At 71.0% G+C, this 24,303-nt stretch carries 30 protein-coding genes; 10 read left to right on the forward strand and 20 right to left on the reverse strand.

Annotated features, from left to right (window positions below):
- Positions 1–32: 32 nt before the first annotated feature.
- From IEY87_RS13650 to IEY87_RS13675, 6 genes are all read right to left on the reverse strand, one after another.
- The gene (locus IEY87_RS13650; RefSeq protein WP_225277355.1) at positions 33–530 is read right to left on the reverse strand and encodes a DinB family protein; all 498 of its coding nucleotides are present in this window, start codon (positions 528–530) and stop codon (positions 33–35) included.
- Positions 527–1,750: an RNA polymerase sigma factor gene (locus IEY87_RS13655; protein ID WP_225277354.1), complete on the reverse strand. Its 1,224-nt coding sequence runs from the start codon at positions 1,748–1,750 to the stop codon at positions 527–529. The genes IEY87_RS13650 and IEY87_RS13655 overlap by 4 nt, the downstream gene beginning before the upstream one ends.
- On the reverse strand, positions 1,747–2,082 hold the full coding sequence (locus IEY87_RS13660) for a YciI family protein (RefSeq protein ID WP_189138994.1): 336 nt from the start codon (positions 2,080–2,082) through the stop codon (positions 1,747–1,749). The genes IEY87_RS13655 and IEY87_RS13660 overlap by 4 nt, the downstream gene beginning before the upstream one ends.
- A gap of 130 nt (positions 2,083–2,212) precedes the next feature.
- Complete coding sequence (locus IEY87_RS13665) at positions 2,213–2,821, reverse strand: dihydrofolate reductase family protein (RefSeq protein WP_189138995.1); 609 nt, start codon at positions 2,819–2,821, stop codon at positions 2,213–2,215.
- An 81-nt stretch (positions 2,822–2,902) separates the two neighbouring features.
- Positions 2,903–3,451: a dihydrofolate reductase family protein gene (locus IEY87_RS13670; RefSeq protein ID WP_189138996.1), complete on the reverse strand. Its 549-nt coding sequence runs from the start codon at positions 3,449–3,451 to the stop codon at positions 2,903–2,905.
- A 121-nt stretch (positions 3,452–3,572) separates the two neighbouring features.
- Entirely contained in the window at positions 3,573–3,863 is a 291-nt protein-coding gene (locus IEY87_RS13675; RefSeq protein WP_189138997.1) for a hypothetical protein, read from the reverse strand.
- A gap of 202 nt (positions 3,864–4,065) precedes the next feature.
- Between IEY87_RS13675 and IEY87_RS13680 the strand changes: the two genes are divergently transcribed.
- Both IEY87_RS13680 and IEY87_RS13685 read left to right on the forward strand, forming a co-directional pair.
- Positions 4,066–4,656, forward strand: coding sequence for an RNA polymerase sigma factor (locus IEY87_RS13680; protein WP_189138998.1), 591 nt, complete (start codon positions 4,066–4,068; stop codon positions 4,654–4,656).
- The gene (locus IEY87_RS13685) at positions 4,653–5,624 is read left to right on the forward strand and encodes a CU044_5270 family protein (protein ID WP_189138999.1); all 972 of its coding nucleotides are present in this window, start codon (positions 4,653–4,655) and stop codon (positions 5,622–5,624) included. Before IEY87_RS13680 ends, IEY87_RS13685 begins: the two co-directional genes overlap by 4 nt.
- Before the next feature lie 451 nt (positions 5,625–6,075).
- On the opposite strand, the gene IEY87_RS13690 is transcribed toward IEY87_RS13685, so the two are convergent.
- Together IEY87_RS13690 and IEY87_RS13695 are read right to left on the reverse strand one after the other, a co-directional pair.
- Positions 6,076–6,747: a response regulator gene (locus tag IEY87_RS13690; protein WP_189139000.1), complete on the reverse strand. Its 672-nt coding sequence runs from the start codon at positions 6,745–6,747 to the stop codon at positions 6,076–6,078.
- A 215-nt stretch (positions 6,748–6,962) separates the two neighbouring features.
- On the reverse strand, positions 6,963–8,282 hold the full coding sequence (locus tag IEY87_RS13695; protein ID WP_225277353.1) for a sensor histidine kinase: 1,320 nt from the start codon (positions 8,280–8,282) through the stop codon (positions 6,963–6,965).
- 203 nt (positions 8,283–8,485) lie between these two features.
- Here IEY87_RS13695 and IEY87_RS13700 point away from each other — a divergent pair, with 203 nt between their 5' ends.
- On the forward strand, positions 8,486–9,781 hold the full coding sequence (locus IEY87_RS13700) for an alpha/beta hydrolase family protein (RefSeq protein ID WP_225277352.1): 1,296 nt from the start codon (positions 8,486–8,488) through the stop codon (positions 9,779–9,781).
- 13 nt (positions 9,782–9,794) lie between these two features.
- Here the strand turns inward: IEY87_RS13700 and IEY87_RS47175 are convergent, their stop codons facing one another.
- The 8 genes from IEY87_RS47175 to IEY87_RS13740 form a co-directional block, all read right to left on the reverse strand.
- On the reverse strand, positions 9,795–9,911 hold the full coding sequence (locus tag IEY87_RS47175) for a nuclear transport factor 2 family protein (RefSeq protein ID WP_189139002.1): 117 nt from the start codon (positions 9,909–9,911) through the stop codon (positions 9,795–9,797).
- Positions 9,912–10,109: 198 nt separating this feature from the next.
- A complete protein-coding gene (locus IEY87_RS13710) occupies positions 10,110–10,880 on the reverse strand; it encodes an urease accessory protein UreD (protein WP_225277351.1) in 771 nt (256 codons plus the stop codon).
- A 128-nt stretch (positions 10,881–11,008) separates the two neighbouring features.
- A complete protein-coding gene (gene ureG, locus IEY87_RS13715) occupies positions 11,009–11,689 on the reverse strand; it encodes an urease accessory protein UreG (protein ID WP_189139004.1) in 681 nt (226 codons plus the stop codon).
- A 178-nt stretch (positions 11,690–11,867) separates the two neighbouring features.
- Positions 11,868–12,560 (reverse strand): urease accessory protein UreF, encoded by a 693-nt coding sequence (locus tag IEY87_RS13720; RefSeq protein ID WP_225277350.1) that lies wholly within the window; start codon positions 12,558–12,560, stop codon positions 11,868–11,870.
- An 80-nt stretch (positions 12,561–12,640) separates the two neighbouring features.
- On the reverse strand, positions 12,641–14,425 hold the full coding sequence (locus IEY87_RS13725; protein WP_189139005.1) for an urease subunit alpha: 1,785 nt from the start codon (positions 14,423–14,425) through the stop codon (positions 12,641–12,643).
- Positions 14,418–15,056, reverse strand: coding sequence for an urease subunit gamma (locus IEY87_RS13730; RefSeq protein WP_189139006.1), 639 nt, complete (start codon positions 15,054–15,056; stop codon positions 14,418–14,420). Before IEY87_RS13730 ends, IEY87_RS13725 begins: the two co-directional genes overlap by 8 nt.
- Before the next feature lie 112 nt (positions 15,057–15,168).
- Positions 15,169–16,023, reverse strand: coding sequence for an alpha/beta fold hydrolase (locus tag IEY87_RS13735; protein ID WP_189139007.1), 855 nt, complete (start codon positions 16,021–16,023; stop codon positions 15,169–15,171).
- 58 nt (positions 16,024–16,081) lie between these two features.
- Positions 16,082–17,086, reverse strand: coding sequence for an aldo/keto reductase (locus IEY87_RS13740; RefSeq protein WP_189139008.1), 1,005 nt, complete (start codon positions 17,084–17,086; stop codon positions 16,082–16,084).
- A gap of 112 nt (positions 17,087–17,198) precedes the next feature.
- Here IEY87_RS13740 and IEY87_RS13745 point away from each other — a divergent pair, with 112 nt between their 5' ends.
- The gene (locus IEY87_RS13745; RefSeq protein ID WP_189139009.1) at positions 17,199–18,029 is read left to right on the forward strand and encodes a helix-turn-helix domain-containing protein; all 831 of its coding nucleotides are present in this window, start codon (positions 17,199–17,201) and stop codon (positions 18,027–18,029) included.
- A 12-nt stretch (positions 18,030–18,041) separates the two neighbouring features.
- Here the strand turns inward: IEY87_RS13745 and bla are convergent, their stop codons facing one another.
- On the reverse strand, positions 18,042–18,989 hold the full coding sequence (bla, locus tag IEY87_RS13750; protein ID WP_189139010.1) for a class A beta-lactamase: 948 nt from the start codon (positions 18,987–18,989) through the stop codon (positions 18,042–18,044).
- 150 nt (positions 18,990–19,139) lie between these two features.
- The gene (locus tag IEY87_RS13755; RefSeq protein WP_189139011.1) at positions 19,140–19,430 is read right to left on the reverse strand and encodes a hypothetical protein; all 291 of its coding nucleotides are present in this window, start codon (positions 19,428–19,430) and stop codon (positions 19,140–19,142) included.
- Between the two features lie 75 nt (positions 19,431–19,505).
- On the opposite strand from IEY87_RS13755, the gene speB reads away from it, so the two are divergent.
- The 3 genes from speB (at position 19,506) to IEY87_RS13770 (ending at position 21,564) form a co-directional block, all read left to right on the forward strand.
- Positions 19,506–20,519 (forward strand): agmatinase, encoded by a 1,014-nt coding sequence (gene speB / locus IEY87_RS13760; protein WP_189139012.1) that lies wholly within the window; start codon positions 19,506–19,508, stop codon positions 20,517–20,519.
- A gap of 98 nt (positions 20,520–20,617) precedes the next feature.
- The gene (locus tag IEY87_RS13765) at positions 20,618–21,025 is read left to right on the forward strand and encodes a VOC family protein (protein WP_189139013.1); all 408 of its coding nucleotides are present in this window, start codon (positions 20,618–20,620) and stop codon (positions 21,023–21,025) included.
- On the forward strand, positions 21,022–21,564 hold the full coding sequence (locus IEY87_RS13770; protein ID WP_189139014.1) for a YdeI/OmpD-associated family protein: 543 nt from the start codon (positions 21,022–21,024) through the stop codon (positions 21,562–21,564). Before IEY87_RS13765 ends, IEY87_RS13770 begins: the two co-directional genes overlap by 4 nt.
- Positions 21,565–21,567: 3 nt before the next feature.
- Here the strand turns inward: IEY87_RS13770 and IEY87_RS13775 are convergent, their stop codons facing one another.
- Both IEY87_RS13775 and IEY87_RS13780 read right to left on the reverse strand, forming a co-directional pair.
- Entirely contained in the window at positions 21,568–21,783 is a 216-nt protein-coding gene (locus IEY87_RS13775) for a tautomerase family protein (protein WP_189139015.1), read from the reverse strand.
- A 38-nt stretch (positions 21,784–21,821) separates the two neighbouring features.
- Complete coding sequence (locus IEY87_RS13780; RefSeq protein WP_189139016.1) at positions 21,822–22,571, reverse strand: SDR family oxidoreductase; 750 nt, start codon at positions 22,569–22,571, stop codon at positions 21,822–21,824.
- Positions 22,572–22,700: 129 nt separating this feature from the next.
- On the opposite strand from IEY87_RS13780, the gene IEY87_RS13785 reads away from it, so the two are divergent.
- Genes IEY87_RS13785 through IEY87_RS13795 form a run of 3 tightly spaced genes read left to right on the forward strand, consistent with a single transcriptional unit; the run spans position 22,701 to position 24,299 of the window.
- Positions 22,701–23,564 carry an MmyB family transcriptional regulator gene (locus IEY87_RS13785; protein WP_189139017.1) on the forward strand — a complete coding sequence of 288 codons (864 nt, stop codon included), beginning with the start codon at positions 22,701–22,703 and terminating at the stop codon, positions 23,562–23,564.
- Positions 23,565–23,598: 34 nt separating this feature from the next.
- On the forward strand, positions 23,599–23,829 hold the full coding sequence (locus IEY87_RS13790; RefSeq protein ID WP_189139018.1) for a hypothetical protein: 231 nt from the start codon (positions 23,599–23,601) through the stop codon (positions 23,827–23,829).
- A gap of 2 nt (positions 23,830–23,831) precedes the next feature.
- Complete coding sequence (locus IEY87_RS13795) at positions 23,832–24,299, forward strand: Clp protease N-terminal domain-containing protein (RefSeq protein ID WP_189139019.1); 468 nt, start codon at positions 23,832–23,834, stop codon at positions 24,297–24,299.
- The last annotated feature ends 4 nt before the right edge of the window (positions 24,300–24,303 follow it).

Raw genomic sequence — 24,303 nt, forward strand, 5'->3', positions numbered from 1 at the left:
GCCCGCCACCACACACCGTTCGCTGGACGATCTCATTTGGTCAGGACGAGCCATCTCTTGCCGTCGATGAGCTCGCGTGCGGCGTCGAGATGTCCGGCATGGCAGGCCGTCTCGGTGATGACGTGCAGCACGACCTCCCGCAGCGTGCGCGCCTGCCAGTCGGTGAACCACTCCGGCCACCACGCCGGCGCGGCCTCCATCGGGGTGGTGGTGATGACGGTGTTCGCGGCGTCGATCTCCCGCCGGTAGCAGCTGAGGACCGCTTCGACCGACAGGTCGTGGCCCACCTGCCAGGCGTCGTCGGCCTGGCCGAGCTCGTCGATGACGGCCCGGTCGCCGGCGACGACGGCGCGGAACCAGAACCGCTCGACGTCCAGGGCGAGATGCCGTACCAGGCCCAGGCAGCTCCAGGCCGACGGCAGGACCGGCCGCCGCAGGTCCGCCTCGCTCAGGCCCGCCAAAGCGTCGTGGACATGCCGTCGCTGATTGTTCAGGTAGGTGAGCAGGGTCTCGGTCTCCGGGCTCATCATCGACGCGGCTCCCGCCGGGCGTTCTCGTCGGCCCGGTCGAGCAGCGCACGGCGTTCGGGCTCGCTGCGCGCGACGGCGGCCGCCTGCCGGAACAGGGCCGCGGCGCGGTCGCGGTCGCCGCCCCGGGCAGTGAGGTCGGCTTCGGCGGCGATGGCCAGCGGATGACCGTCCAGCGCGCCATCCGAACACGACCGGGCCAGCAGCGCCAGCCCGGCCGGTGGCCCGTGCGCGTAGCCGTGCGCGACGGCCCGGTTCAGCTCGACCACGGGCGTGGAGTGCATCCGGGCCAGGTCGTCGTAGCAGCGGGCGATCGTCGGCCAATCCGTGCCGGACACCGACGGCGCGGTGACGTGGCAGGCGGCGATGCGCGCCTGCAGCCCGTACGGGCCGTCCTGCTCGACCCCGGCCAGCACCTCCAGGCCCTCGCTGATCGAGGCGCGGTCCCACCGGGCACGATCCTGCCTGTCGAGCGGCACCAGATTGCCCTCGGCGTCCTGGCGGGCATCGCGCCGGGAGTGCTGCAGAAGGAAGAGCGCCAGCAGCGCCGACACCTCACTCTGCCCCGGCATGAGCCGGCGCAGCAGCCGCGCCAGCCGGATCGCCTCCTCCGCGAACGCGGGCTCGCCGTCGGCGTCGTAACCCTGCGTGAACAGCAGGTAGAGCACCGCCAGCACGCCGGGCAACCGCTCGGCCAGGGCCGGGCCGGTCGGCACCCGGTACGGGATCCCCGCATCGGCGATCTTCCTCTTGGCCCTGGTCAGGCGCCGGGTCATGGTCGGCTCGGTGACCAGGAAGGCGCGGGCGATCCGCGCGGCCGGCACCGCGCAGATCGTCCGCAGCGTCAACGCCACACGCGCTTCCAGCGGCAGCGCCGGGTGGCAGCACGTGAAGATGAGCCGCAGCCGATCGTCCACGACCTCCTCCGCACCGACGGCTTCAGGGCCGTCGTGCCCGGCCGGCGCGAGCCTGGCCAGCTCCTCCAGCTTGCGGCGCTCCACCGAGGCGCGGCGCAGCGTGTCGATCGCCCGGTTGCGCGCCACCGTCATGAGCCAGCCGCCGGGGTTGGCCGGCATCCCCTCCTCCGGCCACCGCCGCACGGCCAGCGCCAGCGCCTCCTGAGCGCAGTCCTCGGCCAGCGTCCAGTCGCCGGTGACGCGGATGAGCGCGGCGACGATGCGCGGGCAGGCGTCGGCGGCCACTGCCTCCAGCGAGGCCGTCACTGTTCGAAGTCGGCGAACGGACGCAGCTCCAACCGTCCCGCCCTGGCCATCGGGTGAGCGCGGGCGACCTCGATCGCCTCGTCCAGGTCGGCGCATTCGAGCAGGTCGAAGCCCACGATCACCTCCTTGGTCTCGGCGAACGGGCCGTCGGAGAGGATGAGCTCGCCCTGGCGGACGCGGACGGTGGTCGCCGCGGACTCCGGCGCGAGGACCGCGCCCCGCAGCCGCCGCCCGCGCGCGTCGTTCTCGGCCACCCAAACCTCGACGTCCGGCTCGTTCTCCTTGTCCGTGTCAGGCTCGGTGTCGCTGCAGACGAACATCATGTACTTCATGACGCGCTCCTCGGATTGACGGCGTTCACCAGGGTGACGAACGGGCAGGCGGTTTCCGGACACGCCCACCGACATTCGCGTGGACCATGGTGCCACCGCCTTCCTGAGACCGCCATGAACCGGGGACGCGTCAGACGACGGAACCGTACGTGGGCTTGCCCGCCCAGTCGTAGGTGACGTACACGACACCGGCGTCGGTGGGCGTCACCCCCGTGAGCTTCAGCCCCGCCGGGGCGGCACCCTCGGCGAACAGCCGCTTTCCCTCGCCGAGCACGACGGGGAAGACCAGCAGCCGGTACTCGTCGACCAGCTCCGCCTGCTGCAGGGTGCGCAGGAGATCGCTGCTGCCCTGGACGAGGATCTCGCCGCCGGTGCTCCGCTTGAGCTCGGCCACCGTCTGAGCGGCCTCCCCCACCAGCACCTGGGTGTTGCGCCATGCGGCGTCCATCGGCTTCCTGGTGGTGACGTACTTCGGCATGCTGTTGATCTTGGCGCCGCCCTCCTCGTCCGGCACACCGGGCCAGTGCGAGGCGAGGATCTCGTACGACCTGCGCCCCAGCAGCATGCCGTCCGCGCGGTCCAGCTGCTCGCCCATGATGCGGCCGAACCCCTCGTCCACGTACGGGGGCAGCCATCCGCCGTGCGGGAAGCCGTTGGAGTCATCCTCACCGGGCCCGCCGGGACCCTGCATGACACCGTCCAGCGATACGAACGTCGAAACAACCAGCTTGCCGGCCATCTGTCACTCCTTGTTGTGGGACGGGGGAGCTGCTCTCTGACCCCGTGAGCATGGTGGAGTCCGCTTCAGGATTTCTTACGGTCATCCCTGGGTCGTGTAGGTGGCGATGATCACGCCGCTCTTCATGACCTTGGTGTCGGCCAGGGTCAGCGTCGTCGGGACGTCGCTCAGCGGCGCGGACACCGACGGACCGCCGACGAACACCGGGGTGATCCAGAACCGGACCTCGTCCACCAGACCCGCCTTGACCAGGGCGTGCGTGACCGCGCCGTAGCCGTACATCAAAATGTCCGCACCCGGCCCGGCCTTGAGGTCGGCGACCGCCTCGACCAGGTCGCCCCGCAGGACCTCGCTGTTGTTCCACTCCGGGTCGGTGAGAGTGGTCGAGGCAACGTACTTCTTGACGTTGTTGAAGTAGGCCGCGCCGGTGCTCGGGTCGCTCTCGTCCCGTGTCGGCCAGGCGGCGGCGAAGCCCTCGTAGGTGCGCCGGCCCATCAGCAGGGCATCCGCGGCGGCCGTCTGCTCGCCGGCGAAGGCGGCGGCCTCCTCGTCGAAGTAGGGCATGGTCCAGGCGGGGTCCTCGATGACGCCATCGAGGCTGATGTAGGTCGAGTTGATGATCTTACGCATCGTGTGTTCCTCCGAGGTTCGTACGTGGACCTTTCGATGACCACAACTCTGCCCGGAGCTCCTTACGCTTTGCTTCAGACCGCCTTACCGCCCTCTTCTCGCCTCTTCTCGACAGGCGATGTCACGGGCGGGCATCCAGGGCGCGGAAGTAGTCGGTCACGCGTGCGAAGTCGAGGCTGTCGCCGCGGAAGCCGACGTACTTGTCCGGCCGGATCAGGTACAGGCTGGGGCGGCGCACGCCGTAGCGGTTGTGGGCCTCGCTACGCAGGTCGGCGAAGACCCCGTCCATGAGGTCGTGCGGCAGGTGGCCGCGGGACCGTGTGGGATGGGCGGCGTAGGCAGCGGTCAGGACTTGGGCCCGCTGCTGCTGGATCTGTTCCACCAGCAGCTGGGCAACGTTTTTTGAGGTCATGGCCGACCGGAACGCTCAAGCGCGGAGCACGTGGAGATCTCAGATACGCAGAGTCGTCGCGTGGATTTCAGGAGGTCATCGTGAACCTCTCGGGAGTGGGAAAATTGTTCACTCTGTTATTGCCCGCGAGCTATGGGCGGATTCACACGGCAGGGTTTGAGGCCGCCGAGAACTCGATTCGCCCCATCGGGCAACAGCAGGCATGACACGAACACCACCGGAGGAGAGGGTCGAGGCGGACGACGCCGACCTCATCCGCCGGTCGATCGACAATCCCGAACACTTCGCCGGACTGTTCGACCGCTACATCCAGCAGATCCACCGCTATGCCGCCCGGCGACTGGGTGTGCAGGCGGCCGACGACATCGTGGCGGAGACGTTCCTGACCGCCTTCCGCTGCCGCGCGGCCTACGACCACGCGCAACCGCTGGCCCGACCGTGGTTGTACGGCATCGCGACCAACCTCATCGCCCGGCATCGGCGCGACGAGGAGCGCTTCCTGCGGGCACTGTCGCGTACCGGAGTGGAGCCACTGCCGGAGCCGATGGCCGACACGGTGATCGGCCGCGTCGCCGCGCAGGAGGAGGACCGCCGACTGGCAGGGGCACTGACGGGCCTGTCCAGAGGTGATCGCGACGTGCTGCTGCTGGTGGCGGTGGGAGAGCTGACTTACGAGGAGGTGGCCGAGGCGCTCGGCATCCCGGTCGGGACCGTGCGCTCGCGCCTGCACCGGGCCCGCAAGAAGGCGAAAGCCGCCCTCGGCACCGACCACGAGAAGAGACAGGACACATGATGGATGAGTTCGGACGGTTCCTCCACGCCACCCCGGCGATCACCAGCGAGGCGAGAGAGGCGGCGCGCGCTCGGTTGCAGGCGGCGATGCGCGAGCCGGACGCGCACAGGTCGGCTTCCCCGCCGCCGCGGCGCAGGCCGCGCCTGGCCTGGCGGCTGGCGCTGGCCGCATCGGTCGCGGTGGCCGTCGGCACCGGCGTCCTCTTGACCCGCGAGGGCGAACCACCTGCGACGACCCCGGTCGCCAGCGTCCGGGATCTTGGTGACAAGGCCGCCAAACGTGCCGAGACCGACCCGTATACGACCACTCCTTCGCCGGGCCAGTGGCTCTATGTGAAGCAGATCCAAGCTCCCGTCAAGGAACCGGACCCCGAGGTTGATCGCGACAAGCGGATGACTCTCGAGACGTGGCACAGCCTGGACGGCAAGCAGACCGCGCTGGACGACGGCACCGGCAAGATCGTCATCCACGATGTCGGCACCGGCGCAACGGCCGAGGACCTGGCTCGGGCACCGGTCACTCCCGAGGAGATGATCGCCAGGGTCGGGGCGGCGGTTGACGCGACTCCCGCCACAGAGTTCGACGACGTCAGCGCGGCCAGAGGGGAGCGGATCTTCCGGCGGATCTCCGAGCTACTGGCCGAGCAGCCGCTGGTCCCCGACGTGCGAGCCGCGCTGTTCCGGGCGCTGCCCACGATCCAGGGAGTCACTGTCAAGCAGGACGCGATCGACGCGGCGGGCCGCCACGGGATCGCGTTCGTCTGCACGGGAACCTGGGTGCGCTCCGAGATCATCGTGAGTGCTCAGGACTACCGGCTCCTGGGCAGCTACCGCGAAAGCGTCGCCGATCGCACCTACGTCCTCCATCTTGCCGGAGTCCCGCCGCGTACCGTCACCGCGGGCACCCTCCTGGAGTGGAGCGCACGCATGGAGACCAAGGTCGTCGACAAGCCCGGCGACCAGCCGTAGCGACAGGTCTGCGGAGCCGCTACATCTGAGCGGCCCTTCCATGACGAGGTTGCACGGCTACGTCTTGATGTAGATCGCCGAATCGGTGGGAGGCCCAAGCGGAGGACCAGTTTCCCCCGTTTGGGGCCCCCTCGCCGATCTCTGCCTCGACCTCTGATCGCCCCGGCGGCGCTCGATCAGCGCCAGATCTTCCTCATCCAGGAGGAACACCCGATCCAGGTCCGCACGCGCCGGCGGTCCGGCGCACCGGCCGTACGCCGCCGCCGCAACATCAGTCAGGAACTCCACCGGTACAGGCCGCAAAGTAGGGCCGACCCGCCAGTAACTAACTTTACAGTCATCAATCCGTTACACAATGAAACAGGCTGGATGCCCACCGTCATCGGAACGATGGATGGTGGCAATTCCACTCACCTTTGCTCGCTGACGCCACTGGCCGTTCCGTTGTCGATCAAGCCCCGTCTCCTGGTGAGATCAGGCCGGTCTCGTAGGCGACCACGACCGCCTGGACGCGGTCGCGCAGGCCGAGCTTGGACAGGATGCGGGCGACGTGGGTCTTCACCGTCGTCGGGCTGAGGGTGAGCCGGTCGGCGAGCTCGGCGTTGGTCAGACCGGTGGCGAGTAAGCGCAGTACCTCCAGCTCCCGGGGCGTCAGCTCCGACAGATCTCGGTGCAGGGCGGCCTTCGCCTCGTCGCGGCGGGCGAAGCGCTCGATCAGGCGCCGGGTGATGGCCGGGGCGAGCAGGGCGTCGCCGGAGCGCACCAGGCGCAGCGCGGCCACCAGATGCTCGGGGGTGACGTCCTTGAGCAGGAAGCCGCTGGCGCCTGCGGTGAGCGCGGCGTAGACGTACTGGTCGAGGTCGTAGGTCGTCAGGATGAGGACGCGGGTCTCGCTCGCGCCGCCGGCCAGGATCTGCCGGGTGGCCTCCAGCCCGTCCATCCGCGGCATCCGGATGTCCATGAGCACCGCGTCGGGCCTGGTCCGCCGGACGGCGGCGACCGCCTCAGCACCATCGGCCGCCTCGGCCACCACCTCGATGCCGTCAGCGGTGAGAATCATGCGGAATCCGGTGCGCACCAGCGCCTGGTCGTCAGCGATGACGACCCGCAGCGGACCTGGCACACCGGCAGCGCCGCCAGGCAAGCCGGGCACACCGGCAGGCGGGCCAGCCACACCGGCGGACGGGCCGGGCACACCGGCAGGCGGGCCAGCCACACCGGCGGACGGGCCGGGCACACCGGCAGGCGGGCCAGCCACACCGGCGGACGGGCCGGGCACACCGGCAGGTGGGCCAGCCACACCGGCGGACGGGCCGGTGACGCTGGGGCGTGGGCCGGTCATGCTGGTGTCCACGGCAGGCGGGCCTTGATCCGGTATCCGCCGCCGGGTCTCGGTCCGGCGTCCAGGGTGCCGCCGTAGACGGCGAGCCGCTCACGCAGGCCGATCAGCCCGCGACCGGAGCGCGGCAGGACCTTGCGCGCCTTCCGTGTCGCGCCGGTGTCGGTGACCTCGATCTCCAGCCAGTCGCCCGCGCACTCGATCGCCACGGACACCGTCGCGCCCGCCGCGTGCTTGATCGTATTGGTCAGGGCCTCCTGGACGACGCGGTAAGCGGCCAGGTCGATCCCGGCCGGCAGCGGACCGGACGGGAGCGACGTCGTGACATGCACCGCCATCCCGGCACCGCGCACCCGCTCGACGAGGGTGTCGAGCCGGTCGAGTCCGGGCTGCGGTTCGAGGCCGTCGGCCGGGTCGCCTGGATGCTCACCGTCCGGCCCGGCCAGCAGGCCCATGACGTGACGAAGCTCGGCCATGGCGGCTCGGCCGCCGGCTTCGACCGCGAGCAGCGCCTGCTTCGCCTCCTGCGGCGCCACGTCCATCACCTTGCGGGCCGCACCCGCCTGGATCAGCATCACGCTCACATTGTGGGTCACCACATCGTGCAGCTCGCCAGCGATCCGGGAGCGCTCCTCCTCGACGGCCCTGCGCGTGGCTTCCTCCTGGGCCCGCCGCAGGTCGGCCTGCCGCTGCGGCCAGAAGCGGACGAAACCCGCCAGAACCCCGGCGCTGAGCAGCACGACGAAGGGACCCAGCCAGCTCGGCAGCCCGGGGGCGACACTCTCGAACGCGGCCCCGGCCAGCACGGCCGCGAGCGCCAGGCTCGCCACCGCCACCGGCCGGTCCCGGCCGTACGCGATCACGCCGTAGGCGGCGATGGCGCAGGTCAGCACGGTGACCCAGGTCGCCACGTCGGACGTCAGCAGGGCTGCGGCCAGCACCGCCCAGAAGGTGACCAGCGGGAAACGCCGCCGGGCCGCCAGCGGCGACGCCGTCAACCCCACCAGCACGGCCTCGTACATCGCCGGCTCGGCCTGCCCGGGCAGGCCGGCGCCCGGCAACGGCGGCAACAGCGGCAGCGACGGCAAGGCCGGTGGCAGCGACCGGAGGCGCAGCGGCTCGATCAGCTGCGGTTGAGCGATCAGGAACGGGTCGCCGCCGGGGAAGAGGCCCGCGGCCACCACCGCGGCGGCGGTCAGCGCGATCGCCAGCGTCGCGTCCGTGACGAGCGCCCGGCGGGACGGCCTGGCGGACGCCTTCTCCGGGCGCAGCACATCGCGCACGTACAACTGCCACAGCCGCCGGTCACCTGTCTCCACCGGCACATTGTCCCCGCTGTCCACCGCGGCCGGCATCCACCCCGGGGACCAAGAACACGTCCTCGTGGCGTACATCGCAGGGATGACCTCCACGGCTGGATCCTCCCGGGGAGGTATCCGATCTCGGTGCGACGGCCGACGCGCGCGGATCCCGGTCGCGCCTAGCTTCGACTCCGATATCTCGCCTTTCAAGGAGAAATTTCATGACTTATGTGATGAACCCAGATCGCCGTAGTCTCCGGGGCGGGCTGGCCGTGACGCTCGCCCTGCTCACGACCGTCTCCTGCGCGTCCGTACCGGCGTCCCGAGCAGCCGTCGCTGAGCCGGGGCCCTCGCGGAATCTGGGCGCCGAGCCGGGCCCCCAGCGCATCCCGAACGGCAAGCCCGGTCCTTCACGCGAGCCCGCCGGCACGCCGGCCGCCCGGAGCGTGACGCCGGCCCTGCCCGAGCCCACCGGCTCCAAGCCGGTCGGCGTCACGACCCTGCACCTGAAGGACACCTCCCGCACCGACCCGTGGGTTCCTTCCGTGAAGGCGCGGGAGCTGATGATCTCCCTGTGGTACCCCGCCACGGCACCGGGACGCCGGCGGGCCCGCTACATGACGCCGAAGGAGTCGGAGCTCCTGCTGAAGGACGGAGAGATCACCGGCGTGCCGTACGACGTGCTGAGCAAGACCCGCACCAACGCCTTCCAGGACGCCGAACCGGCGGGCCGCAAGCGCGGCCTGCCCCTGGTCGTGCTCTCCCCCGGCTTCACCAAACCCCGCAGCGAGCTCACCGCCCTGGCCGAAGAGCTGGCCAGCAAGGGCTACGTCGTGGCAGGGATCGATCACACGTACGAGAACGTCGCCATGACGTTCCCCGGCGGACGGGTCACCACCTGTGCCGCCTGCGAGATCGACCACGACCCGGCGTTCTGGACGAAGCTGTCGGCGGGCCGGGCGGCCGACGTCTCCTTCGTGCTCGACCAGCTCACGGCGCGGCGCCCGAACACGAAGGCCGCCACCCTGATCGACCCGTCCCGCATCGCGATGGCCGGCCAGTCGGTGGGCGGCGCGAGCACCATCGCCGCGATGGTCAAGGACACCCGGATCCGCGCCGGCGTCAACACGGACGGCACCACGGACGGCTCGATCCCCGCCGGCGGACTGTCGCGACCCTTCATGTTCCTCGGCAAACCCGCCACGTACACCCCCGGATCGGGCAGGCCGGAAGCCGCCACCTGGGAGAATGACTGGAAGCTCCTGACCGGGTGGAAGCGCTGGCTGCTGCTCACCGGCGCGGTGCACCTGTCCTTCACCGACTACGGCACGCTGGTCGACCAGCTCGGCATCGACGTCGGCGCCGAGGTGGCCGGCGCCCGCTCGCTGGAGATCACCCGTAGATACGTCGGCGCCTTCTTCGACCTGCACCTGCGTGGCAAGCCGCAGCCCCTGCTGGACAAGCCGTCGGCCCGCTACCCGGAGATCACCTTCTGCACGGTGAAGACCTGCCGGTGAGCGGCTGAGGCCGTCAGGGAGACGGATCGGCCCTCGCCTCCCCCGTCTCCAGGTCGTACGGAATCGAAAGGTGCTGGTGGACCAGCACCCACGCGCCTGCCCCGCGCTCGAACACCCGCGTCCCCGACAATCGAAAGCGTCCCGATCACCCGCCCGAGCCGCCGCCGGCAGCTCCCCCCATCCCGCCCAACCGTCATCGCCGCCCTCTTCGATCCCGGACCGGTCCGCCTGGGCGCCCAGTAGATCAAACGGGCGCCTGCGGGCGTACAGAGGGCGTTCGAGGGTCACGCTCGTTGATCTGCTTGTGGCCTTGGTATGTCGCGATTTTTCACGAACCATTGGCCTTTACATTGTAGATCATATGAGCGGCGTCGAGGAGACGGCGTAGCGCCAGGAGGTCCGGGGCGACGGCCGTCACCAGGATGGCGGGGCCGGTGAGCGGGGTCAGCACGGCCTCTCCCGCTCCCGGATCACCGCCGAACAGCCGGACGCCGGAGCGCTCCCCCGCCAAGGCCGGATCGACGACGAGCAGTTGACCGACGGCTCGGTGACCACCGAGAACGGCGGGACCGTCCCAGGAAGCGGCGCCCGGACCGTACTCCGTCCGCTGGTCCAGCAGGAGGCGACCGTCGCGCCGGACGGTGAGACGACCGGTCAGCCGCCCCGGCGGCTCGTGGGCCCGCCCCAGGACCTGCTCCTCGCGCAGCACGAGCCGGGCGGTAGTGGCCAGATCGACGGCGCAGGTCTGGCGGAGGTTGCTGCGCGCGGCGGAGATCAGCGGCTTGGGCAGCCAGTGCAGCCGCGCCCCCTCCGCCACGGTCAACCGCACGTCGTAGGTGGCGTGCTCGCGGGTGGGGCCGCGCAGCGCGACGGTCGCGGCCGCCGAGGTGACGTGCAGGTGCGCCCCCTGCTCGGCGGTGACCTCGATCCGCAGCCGGTCTCCGCCGAGCGGGGCGCTCATCGCGCCCAGCACACACACCCGCGCCTGCCCTCCGTACGACCGGCTGCGGCGCAGCTCGAAAGGCCCGTCCCCGTCGAGAACGGGAAGCGCGGTGGCCCCGCCCACCGCGGTCGCCGTGATGCGCGCGGTGGCCCGCACACCAGGGCGCGTGGCCTCATGACCTGACCCGGTGGCCTCATGACCTGACCCGGTGGCCTCATGACCGCACCGGGCGGGCTCGTGACCCGGCCCGGTGGGCTCATGACCTGACCGGGTGGCTGCGACGGTCATGCGGTGCCTGCGGCCCAGGCGGCGAGGCGCTCGCCGACCCAGTCCGCCACCGGCATGACGCCGCCCTCGGACTTCAGCGCGGTGAAGACCACCGGGAGGCCGCCACGCTGGTCCTCGGCGTCGCGGGCCATCCTCGCCAGGTCGACGCCCACGTGCGGGGCGAGGTCGGTCTTGTTGATGACGAGCAGGTCGGCGGTGGTGATGCCGGGACCGCCCTTGCGCGGGATGTCGTCCCCGCCCGCGACGTCGATGACGAAGATCTGGACGTCGACGAGCCCCTTGGAGAACGTCGCGGTCAGGTTGTCGCCGCCCGATTCGACCAGGATCAGGTCGAGCGGGCCGACCTGATCCTCCAGGTCCTCGACGGCTTCGAGGTTGGCGGAGATGTCGTCGCGGATGGCGGTGTGCGGGCACGCCCCCGTCTCGACCGCCTGGATGCGCTCGGCGGGCAGGACGGCCTCGCGGAGCAGGAACTCGGCGTCCTCGCAGGTGTAGATGTCGTTGGTGACGACGGCGATGGACAGGTCGTCGCGCAACGTCCGGCACAGGGCCGCGACCGTGGCCGTCTTGCCGGAGCCGACCGGCCCGCCGAGGCCGATGCGCAGGGCACGGCGACGGCCGTCGGGACGTTCGAGGTCGGCGGGGCCGGCAAAGGCGTCCGCGTGGTGCAGGTGCATGGCTGCTCCGATGGGGTGAACGACTGAGGGTGAACGACTGAGGGTGAACGACTGAGGGTGAACGACTGAGGGTGAACGACTGAGGGTGAACGACTGAGGGTGAACGACTGAGGGTGAACGACTGAGGGTGAACGACTGAGGGTGAACGACGGGCATTGGACGACGAGGAGGGGAACGGCTAGGAGGCGAACAGGCGTGCCGGACGGGCGGCGTGGCGCTCGGCGGCGATGTCGAGCAGTGGTGCCGAGGCCGCGGGCAATGCGTCGACGCCCTCGGCGAAGACCCGTGAGGCGCATGCGGCGCCCCGCTCCGCGACGTCGTCGAGGTCAGTGGTGAGGCGGGCAAGGACGCCGGTGGCGTCGAACGGGTTGAGGCCCAGCAGGCGGACGGTGGCGGTGGCCGGCCCGCTGACGGACTCGTACGCCGCCACGTACGCGATCTCCAGCGGGGTGAGGCCCGCCGATCGGGCGGTGAGGCCGAGGACGACGGGCTGGTGCGCGCCGCGCGGCCGGGCGGCGGCGAGCTCGTCGAGCTCGGCCGAGGGCCAGGTGGCGCGGGCGGCCCGCATCAGCTGACGGCCCAGCCGGCGCGCGGTGTGCCGCAGGGCGGGGGCGGGGGTGCGGGCGTCGGCGGCCTCGTCCAGCAGCAGCGGGTCGTATCCGGCGGCGGCCGCGGCGGCGAAACCCGCCGCGACCAGCCCGCTGGTGTGCAGCCGGCCGCGACAGAACTCCGCCAGGCTCGCGACGTCGTGCACGCGACCCGCCGTGACGGCCGCCTCCGCCCCACCGGAATGGGCGTGCCCACCAGCGGGAAAGCGGCCATCGGCCAGGACGAACAGCGCGCCACCGGTCAACCGGCCCATCTGACTCATCCGCCCACCCGACCCGCCCGACCTATCCGGCCCACCGGGCTTACCCGGCTCACTTGGCCTATCCGGCCCATCCCGGCTCATCAGAAGAGGAAGTAGCGCTGGGCCATGGGGAGTTCGGTGGCGTAGGAGCGTTCGACGAGTTGGTCGTCGATCTCCGTCCGGACGTCCTTGGCCGTCGCTCCGCCGATCAGCACCGTGAACGTGTCGGGGTCGATGTCCACGTCGGGGGTCGCGCTGTTCTCCCGCATGTCCGCCTTACGCACCTCCCGAGTACTGCGTACGGGCCTGAACTGCTTGTCCAGTTTGAGCCGTTCGGGCAGGCCGCCGTCGATGGCCCGCTGGGTCACGAAGTTGACCGAGTTCGCGCGCGGAGCCCGGCCGGTCGCGCCGAAGACGGCACGGGGCAGGACCGGCTGCGGGGTCGGGATGGAGGCGTTGGCGTCGCCCACCTGCGCGTAGGCGAGCTGGCCGCCCTTGATGACCCGATGCGGCTTGATGCCGAAGAACTTCGGCTCCCAGAGCACCAGGTCGGCGAGCTTGCCCGGTTCGATCGAGCCGACCTCGTGGTCGATGCCCTGCGCGAGAGCCGGATTGATGGTGTATTTCGCGACATAGCGGCGGGCGCGATGGTTGTCGGCCCCGTCGTCACCGTCCAGGAAGCCCCGCCGGGCCTTCATGACGTGCGCGGTCTGCCACGTCCGCATGATCATCTCCCCGATGCGGCCCATGGCCTGCGCGTCCGACGACATGATGGAGATCGCGCCGAGATCGTGCAGGATGTCCTCGGCGGCCATCGTGGAGGGCCGGATCCGCGAGTCCGCGAAGGCCCGGTCCTCCTCCACCAGCGGATTCAGGTGATGGCAGACCATCACCATGTCGATGTGCTCCTTGACGGTGTTGTAGGTGAACGGCCGGGTCGGATTGGTAGAGGCGGGCAGTACGTTCGGCCGGCTCACGATGGTGATCATGTCGGGGGCGTGGCCGCCGCCGGCCCCCTCGACGTGGAAGACGTGGATGGGGTGGTCGCCGATGGCATCGATGGTGTCAGCGACCACACCCGCCTCGTTCAGCGAGTCGGCGTGCAGGGCGAGCTGGACGCCCGTCTCCTGGCACACCTCCAGGCACCTGCGCAGGACGGCGGGGGTCGCCCCCCAGTCCTCATGGATCTTGAAGCCCAGGACGCCCGCGTCCACCTGGTCGACCAGCGATTGTCTGGACATGGTGCTGCCCTTGCCGAACAGCCCGATGTTGACCGGGAAGGAGTCCAGCGCCTCGAACATCCGGTCGATGTGCCAGGTGCCGGGCGTGACGGTGGTGGCGGTGCTGCCCTCCGCCGGGCCCGTGCCGCCCCCGATGAGGGTGGTGACGCCGGCGGCGAGCGCCTCGTGGAGCTGCTCGGGGCAGATGAAGTGGACGTGGGTGTCGACCCCGCCCGCCGTGAGGATCTTGCCGTTGCCCGCGATGACCTCGGTCTCCGGACCGATGAGGAAGTCGGTGGCCAGCTCGTGGCCGTCGTGGATCGGGTCCATGGTCTCGTCGTTGTACGCCTTGCCGAGCGCGGTGATCCGGCCGTCGCGGATGGCGACGTCGGCCTTGACGACACCCCAGTGATCGAGGATGACGGCGCCGGTGATGACCGTGTCCGGCGGCTCCCCCTCGGAGTCGCGCGGCGCGCAGGACTGGCCCATCGACTCGCGGATCACCTTGCCGCCGCCGAAGACGACCTCGTTCCCGCTGCGTCCTGGGCCACCGGACCAGTCGTCGCAGATCTCGATCCGCAGGTTGGTGTCCGCCAAGCGAATGCGGTCACCGGTCGTCGGGCCGAACCGGTCGGCGTAGTCGGCGCGGGACAGCGGCTCAGCCATCGAGGTGACCTCCGACCTCGCCGCGCAGGCCCGCGACGATCCGCTTGCCCTCGATGGGCACCAGCTCCGCCTCACGCGGGCAACCGGGCTCGAACCGCATGGAGCTGCCGGCCGGGATGTGCAGGCGCTTGCCGTACGCGTCCGCCCGGGTGAAGGTGAGACCGGGGTTGGCCTCGTAGAAGTGGTAGTGGGAGCCGACCTGGACGGGCCGGTCACCGTCGTTGACGACCGTGACGGTCGTGATCTCCCGACCCACGTTGAAGTGCACGGGCTCGGCCTGCTCGGGATGCTCGACCTTCCCCGGGCTGACCCGCACCTCCTCCCCCGCCTCCGGGAACGGGTCGTGCACGGTGACCAGCTTGGTGCCGTCGCGGAAGGTCGCCTCGACCTGCACGTCGGGGATCATCTCCGGGACGCCCTCCATGACCTCGTCGCGGGTGAGCACCTTCCGCCCGGAGGCCATGAGCTCGGCGACGGTCTGACCGTCCCGTGCTCCTTCGAGCACGTGTACGGTCAGCAGCGCGACCGCCTCCGGATAGTTGAGCAGCACCCCCCGCGCCCGGCGCTTCTCGGCCACCTCCGCGGCCACATGGATCATCAGCCGTTCCTGCTCATGTGGAGTCAGATGCATCTCCGCCACCTCACCTTCCGTCGGCTCTGCTCACTGAACGTAAGCGTGCGACCACCCAATGTGACGTGGCGTGACAGTGAGGTGTCCCTCACCGGGAGGAAGCGGCGATCGATCAGGCGCTTGGCTCGGTGACCTTCAAGAACGCCGCCGTCGTGGCCACGAACCGGTCGGCGTCGTCGAGCCACGGATAGTGGCCTGCCCCCGGCTGCACCACGAGCTCGGCGGCCGGGAACAGCCCGGCGAACTCGGCCACGACGCCCGGGATCGAGTTCATGTCCACCTCTCCGGCCAGCAGCAGCACCGGCGCGTCGAAGGTGGCGAGCGCCGCGCGGGTGGCGGCCGGGTCGAAGGCGCCCTCGGCGCCGAAGGCGGCCGCCGCCTCGTCGTTCCGCCGGCCGTCCTGGGCCGCCAGATGGGCTCGGGCCGCCGCGTCCCATCGGCCGTAGAAGAACGGGTCGACGGCCGCCCAGCTGTCGCCGGTGGCGTTGCCGGCCACGATGTCCTCCAGAGCCGCGAAGGCCGGCGCGAACCAGGGCTCGTCCGCGCGGAGCCGCGCGAGCTCCAGCCGTGCCTGCCCGGTGGCGTCGATGCCGACGGCCCTGGTGCTCGGCGTGATCAGCGCGAGCCTGCCGACCCGTTCCGGGTGCCGGGCCGCGTACAGCGTCGCGAGGTTCGCGCCCGCGCAGTGCGCGAGCAGGTCGACCCGCTCCAGGCCCAGCTCCTCGCGCAGCGCTTCGACGTCATCGACGAGCCGGTCACAGCGGTAGGAGGCGGCGTCCCGCGGGATCGCCGACCGCCCGGTGCCCCGGGGGTCGAGCATGATCAGCCGCCGGTGCGCCGGCAGGCCGCCGAGCTCGCCGAGGTATTCGGTGTCCTGCATGCCGCCCGGCAGGCAGATCACCGGGTCCCCCTCTCCGGACACGTGATAGGCGAGGTTGGTCCCGTCGAATGCGGCGAAAGTGGGCATAGCGGGACATCATGGCAGCCGTGCCCCGGCTACGGCAACCGACTTTTCACCACACCCCTCACGCCCGGCCGATGACCTGTCCCTCGCCGAACACCCAGGGATCCGCCTCGCACTCGGCGATGAAATCGGCCGGGAAGCCCACCGCGAACTCCGTCGCCCCTTCCAGTTCCCCGATCGCCTCCTCGGGCAGCACCACGTCGACCGACCCCAGGTTGTCCCTCACCTGCTCGACGCTGCTGGCGCCGATGATCGGATGCACGCCGCCGTACCGGGCACGGGTCCACGCGAGCGCCACCTGGGCCGCGCTGACGCCCAGCTCGTCGGCGACCTTCCGCACGGCCCGCGCCACCGCGTGATCCCGCTCGGTGAGGGAGCCCGGATCGACCCGGGTCGGCCCCTCGACGCCACCCGGCACGGTGAACTTCGCCGACAGCACCCCACCGGCCAGCGGCCCCCAGGCGGCCACGCTCATCCCGAACGCCTCCGCCATCGGCAGCAGCTCCCGCTCGGCGTCCCGCTTGAGCAGGTTGTACGGCACCTGCACCCCGGCGAACGGCGTCCAGTCCCGCCACTCCGCCAGCGTGTTGGCCCGGCTCACCAGCCAGGCCGGCGCGTCGGAGATGCCCACGTAGAGGATCTTCCCGGCCCGGACCGCGTCGTCCAGCGCCCGCATCGTCTCCTCCACCGGCGTGTGGCGATCCCATAGATGCACCCAGAACAGGTCGAGGTAGTCGGTACGCAGCCGTCTCAGACTGCGCTCCAGCGACAGCGTGAGATTCTTGCGGTGGTTGCCGGCGGCGTTCGGGTCGCCGCCGTCACGGGAGAGCGTGTACTTGGTGGCGACGACGAACCGGTCCCTGCGGCCCTCCAGGAGCTCGCCGAGGACGCTCTCGCTCTCGCCGTACGCCGACGCCGTGTCGATGACGTTGCCACCGGCGCCGGCGTAGGCGTCGAGCATGGCGCGATACCTCGGCAGCGCGTCCCCTCGCTCGTAGAAGGACATCGCGCCGAAGAACAGTTCGGACACCCGCAGCCCGGTACGGCCCAGCAGTCGACAACGCAAGAAATCTCCCTTGATCGGACTTTCATCGAGCCTGCCCGGCCTGGCCACTCCTGGGGAGACCGCCGTGAGACCAGCCCTGCCAGGGCCACGCTGCGCCGATAAACTCCCGGGCATGGGAGACAACGAACTGGGCGCGTTCCTGCGCTCCCGGCGGGAGACGGTCACCCCCGCCGAGGTGGGGCTCCCCGACGGATCGCGCCGGCGCACGCCCGGCCTGCGCCGGGCCGAGCTGGCGACGCTCACCGGAATCAGCGTCGAATACCTCACCCGGCTGGAGCAGGGACGCGACCGCCGCCCCTCCGCCGAGATCCTCGCCGCGCTGGCCGGCGGCCTGGGCCTGTCCACCGACGAACGCGTCCACCTCTACCGCCTGGTCAAGACCGCCACCGGGGGCACCTGCCAGGGGGCGGAGCCGCTGGCCCGCGCGGTGCGCCCCACGGTCGCGGCGCTGCTCGACCGGCTCGGCGCGACCCCGGCGGTGGTGCTCAACCGGCCGGACGACCTGCTCGCCTGCTCCCCCGGTTTCGAGCGCCTGGCCGGCCCCGTCGGCCTGCTGGAGGGCCGGCCGCCCAACCTGGCCCGATTCGTCTTCACCGACGACCGGGCCAGATCCGCCTTCCCCGACTGGGAGCAGGTCGCCGGTCAGCGGGCCGCCGGCCTCAGAGCCGCCGCCTCACTCGGCGATCCGCACGCCGCGCGGCTCGCGGAGGAGCTGTCCGTCAGCGCGGGAGCCGGGTTCAGCGACCGGTACGACACCGCCGGCAGCCTTCCCGGGCGTACCGGCGTCGAGCGCTGGACGCATCCCTTCGCGGGTGAGCTGGTGCTCGCCTACGAGAGCCTCGACCTGCCCGGCCCGGACGAGCACCGGCTGATCGTCTACCTCCCGGCGGACGATGTCACCTCGGCCGCGCTCGACCTGCTCACCGAGCACACCCCGGCCTAGGGTCCTCGCGGCTCAGAGCTTGCCGAGGCCGCGGGCCAGGGCCGCGGCGGTGTCCGCGACGACCTTGTCGACGACGGGGGCGTCGATGGCCTTCCGGTTGGTGTAGATCGCCATGATGATGGGCGCGCCCGTCTTGCGGGGCCAGACGACCGCGATGTCGTTGCCGGACCCGTACTTCGAGGTGGTGCCGGTCTTGTCGCCGATCAACCAGCTCTTGGGCAGGCCGGCGCGGATGCGGGTGCCGCCGGTCTCGGTCGCGATCAGCCAGGCGTTCAGCCGCTGCCGGTCCTTGGCGTCGAGAGCCTTGCCCACCGTGAGCGCGCGCAGGTCACGGGCCATGGCCGCGGGCGTCGTGGTGTCCCGCTTGTCCTTCGGGCTCCAGTCGTTGAGCTCGGTCTCCCACCGGTCCAGCCGGGACACCGGGTCCTTCAACGTACGGAAATAGCGGGTCAGCCCGGCGGGGCCGCCGATCTGCTTCAGCAGCATGTTGCCCGCGGTGTTGTCGCTGCGGGTGATGGCCGCCTTGCACAGCTCGGCGACGGTCATCCCGTCCTTCACGTGCTGCTCGGTGATCGGGGAGTTCTCCTTCAGATCGGCCTTGGTCCAGCGCACGACCTTGTCCATCAGGCCGGGCTCGGAGGTGCGCGCCTTGTGCAGCACGGCCCCGGCGACGACCGCCTTGAACGTCGACAGCAGCGCGAACCGCTCACCCGACCGGTAGGAGATCGTCTTCCCGGTGGCGGTGTCGATGGCGTACGCGCCGATGCGGCCGTCGAAGGACGCCTCCAGCGCCCGCAACTCCTTCCTGGCCTGGGCCTCACCCGACGGCGCCCGGGTCGTCGCCGTCACCGTCGCGGCCGAGGCGGCGCCCGCGCCGAGGGCCCCGCCCGCCAGGAGGGAGAACGTCAACGCGGTCGCCTGCAGCGCCGCCGTGGAACGGCGGGTGCGGAGATGTCTCATGCCTTGTCCTTACTGTCGCTGTCAGCCGGCAGGAGCAAAGCAGATGTGATCAGCGGATGTCTAATAGCGATATCGCGAAGGGATCCATCAGGTTTCCCATATGGTCGCAGGTCAGACCGGTCGCGCGCGTCGCCCTCGGTCCGGGGCCGGCTATCCGCGTTCGGGCTGGGCCCTCCGGCGGCGACGGTGGACGCTGACGAGATAGGCCGTACGCGACCAGAGGGCGATCGTGAGTCCGGCGGCCGCCCATCCCGCCCACTCCCAGGCGGGTGCGCCCGATAACCAGGAGACCAGCGCCCAGAGGGCGAAGAGCGTCACTCCGCCGAGGGGGGCGGTCGTCACCGGATGGGTGACCATCCGGCGGTTCACCCAGGCGCTGACGGCGACCAGAATGGCGACGACTTCGGTGATGGCTATGAGGACTCTCTCGATAATGGCCATTTCTCTTTTCACTGGGGAGGGCGGGTCCACGCGGCCCTCTGGGTCCAGGAGATGTCACTGGATTAGGCTGCGTGAATGGCTCGTTATGGGACACAGTACGGTCCGGACATTACCTTCCTTGGTATTCCTCCCTGCGATCTGACCGATCCCTCAACCTATGATGACGCCGACGTGGTGATCGTAGGGGCCCCGTTCGACGGCGGCACCTCGCACCGGCCGGGCACCCGGTTCGGGCCGCAGGCGATCCGCTCCACGGACTACCTCCCGCACGACGGCACGCGGCCCAGTCTGGCGCTGCGCACCGACGGCCTGCGGGATCTCCGGGTGTACGACGCGGGCGACGTCGAGATGTTCTCGGGAGACGTCCTGAAGTCCCTCGCCGACCTGCGGGCCGAGGTCGCCAAGGTGGTCCGGGCCGGCGCGATCCCGGTGATCCTCGGCGGTGACCACGCGATCGCCTACGCGGACGCCTCCGGCGTGGCGGACGTGCTCGGCCATGGCCGGATCTCGATGGTCCACTTCGACGCGCACGCGGACACCGGTGACGTCGACTTCGGGTCGCTGTGGGGTCACGGGCAGCCGATGCGCCGGCTGATCGAGTCCGGCGCGCTGCGCGGGGACAGGTTCTTGCAGGTCGGGCTGCGCGGCTACTGGCCGGGGCCGCAGGTGCTGCAGTGGATGGCCGAGCAGCGGATGCGCTCGTACGAGATGACCGAGATCGGGGAGCGCGGTCTGACGACGTGCCTGACCGAGGCGTTCGGCATCGCCACCGACGACTGCGACGGCGTGTTCCTCTCGGTGGACATCGACGTCTGCGACCCTGGCGCCGCCCCCGGCACGGGCACGCCCGAGCCGGGCGGGCTGACCGCCCGCGAGCTGCTCGACGCCGTCCGCCGGGCCTGCCTGGAGCTGCCGGTCGTGGGCGTGGACGTGGTCGAGGTCAGCCCGCCCTACGACCACGCGGACATCACCGCCGCGCTGGCGAACCGGGTGGTGCTGGAAGCCCTGTCGGCGATCGCCCGCAGACGCCGCGACGCGCGGGACGGCACCACCTGGGACCCCCGGCGACCCCTGCTGGACGACCGCTGATCGCCGGCGATGCCCCGGAAATCTCAGCCCGCCGACGCTTGAGGAACCGTAGGTTCCTCAACGGATTCTAGGGTTCGAGTAACAGAAAGGGGCACCACATGTTGCGAGGACTCGCCACCGTCAACTTCTTCGCCGACGACGTCGAGGCGGCCGGGAAGTGGTACACCGAGGTGCTGGGCATCGAGCCGTACTTCGAGCGTCCCGGCAACGGGCAGCCCGCCGCCTACCTCGAGTTCAGGATCGGTGACCACCAGGCCGAGCTCGGCCTCATCGACCGGCGCTACGCCCCGCAGGGCGCGCCCACCGAGCCGGCGGGCGCGATCGCCCACTGGCACGTGGACGACGTGCAGGCCGCCCTGGAGCGGCTGCTCTCCCTGGGGGCCACGCCCTACCTGCCGCTCACCGAGCACGGCCCCGGCTTCGTCACCGCCTCGGTGACCGACCCGTTCGGCAACGTGCTGGGCATCATGTACAACAAGCACTACCTGGAGATGCTGAGCCGATGATGCGCTTCACGGACGCCGGCCAGTGGGAGTCGTGGCTGGCCGCACATCACGAGGACGACGGCGGCGTCTGGCTGCGGATCGCCAAGAAGGGCTCGGCCGACCCTTCGATCACGATCGTCCAGGCGCTGGAGGTCGCGCTGTGCTACGGCTGGATCGACAGCCATCGCAAGGCTCTCGACGAGCGCGCCTACCTGCAGCGCTACTCCCGCCGCCGCAGGAGCAGCCCGTGGTCGCGGGTGAACGTCGAGCGGGTGGAGGCGCTGACCGCGGCCGGGCGGATGCGCCCGCCCGGCCTGGCCGAGGTCGCCGCCGCCCAGGCGGACGGCCGGTGGGAGGCGGCGTACGCGGCCCAGCGGGACGCCACCGTCCCCGCTGATCTGGCCGAGGCGCTGACCGCCCGGCCGGAGGCGGCCGCCCGCTTCGAGGCGCTCGACAAGACGGCCCGCTATCTGCTCATCCTGCCGCTGCTGAAGGCCAGAACTCCGGCCGGGCGCGCGGCCCGGCTGAACAAGGCGATGTGCGGCCTGCTCGGCCGTTGATCGTCACCCTTCGGGCGTCTGCTGAAGCTTGGCGAGGGTCAGCACGTCACCGCCGATGCCCCAGCCCCCGTCGGGGACCTCCTCGACCAGCACCAGGGTGGTGGCGCGGGCGCGCTCGCCGTAGATCTCCACGTACAGCTCGGTGGTGCGGGTGACGATCTGCTCCTTCTGCTCGGGGGTGAGGGTGGCGGCGGGAACCTTGAAATTGGCGAACGGCATGATTGTTTCCTTTTCTATGGTGATGACAGCGGCGGGCGTCAGATGATGCCGCCGTTGGCGCGGATGACCTGGCCGTTGATCCAGTGGCCGGCCGGGGAGGCGAGGAAGGCGACGACCTCGGCGATGTCCTCAGGGGTGCCGAGCCGTTCCAGCGGGGGCAGGCCGGCCAGGCGGGCGATGGTCTCCTCGTCCTTTCCGTCGAGGAACAGGTCGGTCGCGGTCGGACCGGGCGCGACGGCGTTGACGGTGACGTCCCGGCCGCGGAGTTCGCGGGCCAGGACGAGCGTGATCGCCTCCACCGCGCCCTTGCTCGCGTTGTAGGCGCCGTAGTTCGGCGTGGCCAGGCCCACCTGGGAGGTGGAGAAGGTGATGATCGCCCCGCCGGGGCGCACCTTGCGGGCCGCCTGCTGGGCGACGACGAAGGTGCCGCGGATGTTGGTCCGGTGCAGCGCGTCAAGTTCGGCCAGGTCCAGGTCGGCGATGGGGCTTAGGGACATCCGGCCGGCGGTGTGCACGACGACGTCGACGCCGCCGTACGCGGACTCGGCCGTGCCGAACAGCGCGGCCACGGCCTGCTCGTCGGCGACGTCGGCCTGGGCGGCGACCGCCCGGCCACCGGCCGCGGTGACCTCCTTGACCGCGGCCTCGGCCAGGTCCCGGTTGCCGGCGTAGCCGATCACGACGGCGAACCCGGCGGCGGCCAACCGGCTCGCCGCCTGCCTGCCGATGCCACGGGACCCGCCGGTGACGATGGCGACACGAGGGTGGTCGGAATTGAGCTGAGACATGGGAACTCCCGCACTTGAAGGCGCTGTGCCGTACACGATGGCGTGGTCCGCCGCCCGTAGCCAGGGCCGCGTCCACCCTGGGGTTGCCATCCCCTGGTTCAAGCTTCGCCACCGGGTGATGATGAAGATGTGAACCTTTCTGAGCTGGCCGCATTCCTGAAGTCACGGCGGGCCCGGATCCGGCCGGCCGACGTGGGCCTGCCCACCGGACCCCGGCGCCGAGTGCCCGGCCTGCGGCGCGAGGAGGTCTCGCAGCTGGCCGGGCTGTCGGTGGACTACTACACCGAACTGGAGCGCGGAAGCAACGTCCAGCCCTCCGCCCAGACGCTGGCCGCCCTCGCCCGCGCGCTGCGCCTCAACGGCGACGAACGCGACCACCTGTTCCATCTGGCCGACCGGCCCCTCCCCCGGGCGGCGCACGGCCCGGCCGCGCACGTCCAGCCGGCTCTGCTCGGCCTGCTGGACCGGCTCACCACCACCCCCGCCCAGATCATCACCGACCTGCACGAGACCCTCGTGCAGAACGAGCCGGCCGCCGCGCTCGTCGGCCGGCCCCCGGCGGTACGAGGTCCGGCGGCGAGCTTCGTCCACCGCTGGTTCACCGACCCCGCCTCCCGGGCGCTCTACCCGTCCGAGGACCACCCGCACCACTCGCGCGCGTTCGTGGCCGACCTGCAGGCGGTCGCCGCCCGGCGCGGGCGGGACTCCGAGGTGGCCAAGATGGTGTCGGTGCTGCGGCGGCGCAGCGAGGAGTTCGCCGACCTGTGGGACACCCGCGACGTCGCGCTGCGCCGCAGCGACCACAAGCGCATCGTCCATCCCTCGCTGGGCGTCATCGAGCTGGACTGCTACTGCCTGTTCAGCGAGGACGGGCGTCAGCGCCTGCTGTGGTTCACCGCGCCGCCCGGCAGCCAGGGGGCCGCCCAGCTGGAGCTGCTGCTGGTCATCGGCACGCAGGAGCTGGCGACGGGGCCCGACATCCAGCTGAGGTGAGCACGATCGGCGTCGGTCAACTACGGTTGCTGACATGCCCGCCGTCGAGAATCCCGTCTCCCCGGAGCCCGCTGACGCGCTGGCGTCCGTGGCGGCGCTGAGGCGCCTGGCCGATCAGATCGAGGACGCCGCCGTCGAGCAGGCGATGCGGGCCGGCTGGAGCTGGCCGCAGGTGGCCGAGGCACTCGGGGTGACCCGCCAGGCGGTCCACAAGAAGCACGCCAAGCGGCTCATCGCAGCGGGCGTCACGCTGAGGAGACGGTGACCATGTCCGGCTTCGACAGGTATCTGCACACGATCATCGAGCAGGGCTCCGCCGAGGCCCACCAGGACGGCTCCGCGACGATCGAGGCCCAGCACCTGCTGCTGGCGATCGCCGCCCAGCCGGAGCCCACCCTGGAATCGGCCGGGCTCGATCACCGCACGATCCGGGACGCGCTGGAGCGGGAGTTCGAGCACAGCCTGGCCGCGGCCGGAGTCTCCCGCGCCACCTTCGACCTCCCCCGGCCGACCAGGAACCCCCAGCCTCCGACCCAGCTCGGCGCCTCCGCCAAGCTCGCCCTCGAACGCCTCGCGAGGTCCCATCGCAAGAAGGATCTGCGGCCGGGACACCTGCTGCTCGGCATCCTCCAGGCCCAGGCGGGCACCGTCCCGCGCGCCCTCGCCCTGGCCGGCGTCGACCGAGCCGACCTGACGGCCCGCGTCCTGCGCACCCTGCCGGACGCCGGCGAGTAGCCGC

Source organism: Nonomuraea glycinis (assembly GCF_014646515.1).
Lineage (GTDB): Bacteria > Actinomycetota > Actinomycetes > Streptosporangiales > Streptosporangiaceae > Nonomuraea > Nonomuraea glycinis.

What these genes read in the sequence shown, in the direction of transcription:
- IEY87_RS13700 (WP_225277352.1), top strand. Translation starts at nt 8,486, where the DNA reads ATGACTTATGTGATGAACCCAGATCGCCGTAGTCTCCGGGGCGGGCTG.
- IEY87_RS13765 (WP_189139013.1), top strand. Translation starts at nt 20,618, where the DNA reads ATGTTGCGAGGACTCGCCACCGTCAACTTCTTCGCCGACGACGTCGAG.
- IEY87_RS13730 (WP_189139006.1), bottom strand. Translation starts at nt 15,056, where the DNA reads ATGCATCTGACTCCACATGAGCAGGAACGGCTGATGATCCATGTGGCC.
- bla (WP_189139010.1), bottom strand. Translation starts at nt 18,989, where the DNA reads ATGAGACATCTCCGCACCCGCCGTTCCACGGCGGCGCTGCAGGCGACC.
- IEY87_RS13660 (WP_189138994.1), bottom strand. Translation starts at nt 2,082, where the DNA reads ATGAAGTACATGATGTTCGTCTGCAGCGACACCGAGCCTGACACGGAC.
- IEY87_RS13770 (WP_189139014.1), top strand. Translation starts at nt 21,022, where the DNA reads ATGATGCGCTTCACGGACGCCGGCCAGTGGGAGTCGTGGCTGGCCGCA.
- IEY87_RS13720 (WP_225277350.1), bottom strand. Translation starts at nt 12,560, where the DNA reads ATGAGTCAGATGGGCCGGTTGACCGGTGGCGCGCTGTTCGTCCTGGCC.
- IEY87_RS13675 (WP_189138997.1), bottom strand. Translation starts at nt 3,863, where the DNA reads ATGACCTCAAAAAACGTTGCCCAGCTGCTGGTGGAACAGATCCAGCAG.
- IEY87_RS13755 (WP_189139011.1), bottom strand. Translation starts at nt 19,430, where the DNA reads ATGGCCATTATCGAGAGAGTCCTCATAGCCATCACCGAAGTCGTCGCC.
- IEY87_RS13775 (WP_189139015.1), bottom strand. Translation starts at nt 21,783, where the DNA reads ATGCCGTTCGCCAATTTCAAGGTTCCCGCCGCCACCCTCACCCCCGAG.
- IEY87_RS13650 (WP_225277355.1), bottom strand. Translation starts at nt 530, where the DNA reads ATGATGAGCCCGGAGACCGAGACCCTGCTCACCTACCTGAACAATCAG.
- IEY87_RS13680 (WP_189138998.1), top strand. Translation starts at nt 4,066, where the DNA reads ATGACACGAACACCACCGGAGGAGAGGGTCGAGGCGGACGACGCCGAC.
- ureG (WP_189139004.1), bottom strand. Translation starts at nt 11,689, where the DNA reads ATGCACCTGCACCACGCGGACGCCTTTGCCGGCCCCGCCGACCTCGAA.
- IEY87_RS13780 (WP_189139016.1), bottom strand. Translation starts at nt 22,571, where the DNA reads ATGTCTCAGCTCAATTCCGACCACCCTCGTGTCGCCATCGTCACCGGC.
- IEY87_RS13790 (WP_189139018.1), top strand. Translation starts at nt 23,599, where the DNA reads ATGCCCGCCGTCGAGAATCCCGTCTCCCCGGAGCCCGCTGACGCGCTG.
- IEY87_RS13670 (WP_189138996.1), bottom strand. Translation starts at nt 3,451, where the DNA reads ATGCGTAAGATCATCAACTCGACCTACATCAGCCTCGATGGCGTCATC.
- IEY87_RS13725 (WP_189139005.1), bottom strand. Translation starts at nt 14,425, where the DNA reads ATGGCTGAGCCGCTGTCCCGCGCCGACTACGCCGACCGGTTCGGCCCG.
- speB (WP_189139012.1), top strand. Translation starts at nt 19,506, where the DNA reads ATGGCTCGTTATGGGACACAGTACGGTCCGGACATTACCTTCCTTGGT.
- IEY87_RS13665 (WP_189138995.1), bottom strand. Translation starts at nt 2,821, where the DNA reads ATGGCCGGCAAGCTGGTTGTTTCGACGTTCGTATCGCTGGACGGTGTC.
- IEY87_RS13685 (WP_189138999.1), top strand. Translation starts at nt 4,653, where the DNA reads ATGATGGATGAGTTCGGACGGTTCCTCCACGCCACCCCGGCGATCACC.
- IEY87_RS13735 (WP_189139007.1), bottom strand. Translation starts at nt 16,023, where the DNA reads ATGCCCACTTTCGCCGCATTCGACGGGACCAACCTCGCCTATCACGTG.
- IEY87_RS13745 (WP_189139009.1), top strand. Translation starts at nt 17,199, where the DNA reads ATGGGAGACAACGAACTGGGCGCGTTCCTGCGCTCCCGGCGGGAGACG.
- IEY87_RS13795 (WP_189139019.1), top strand. Translation starts at nt 23,832, where the DNA reads ATGTCCGGCTTCGACAGGTATCTGCACACGATCATCGAGCAGGGCTCC.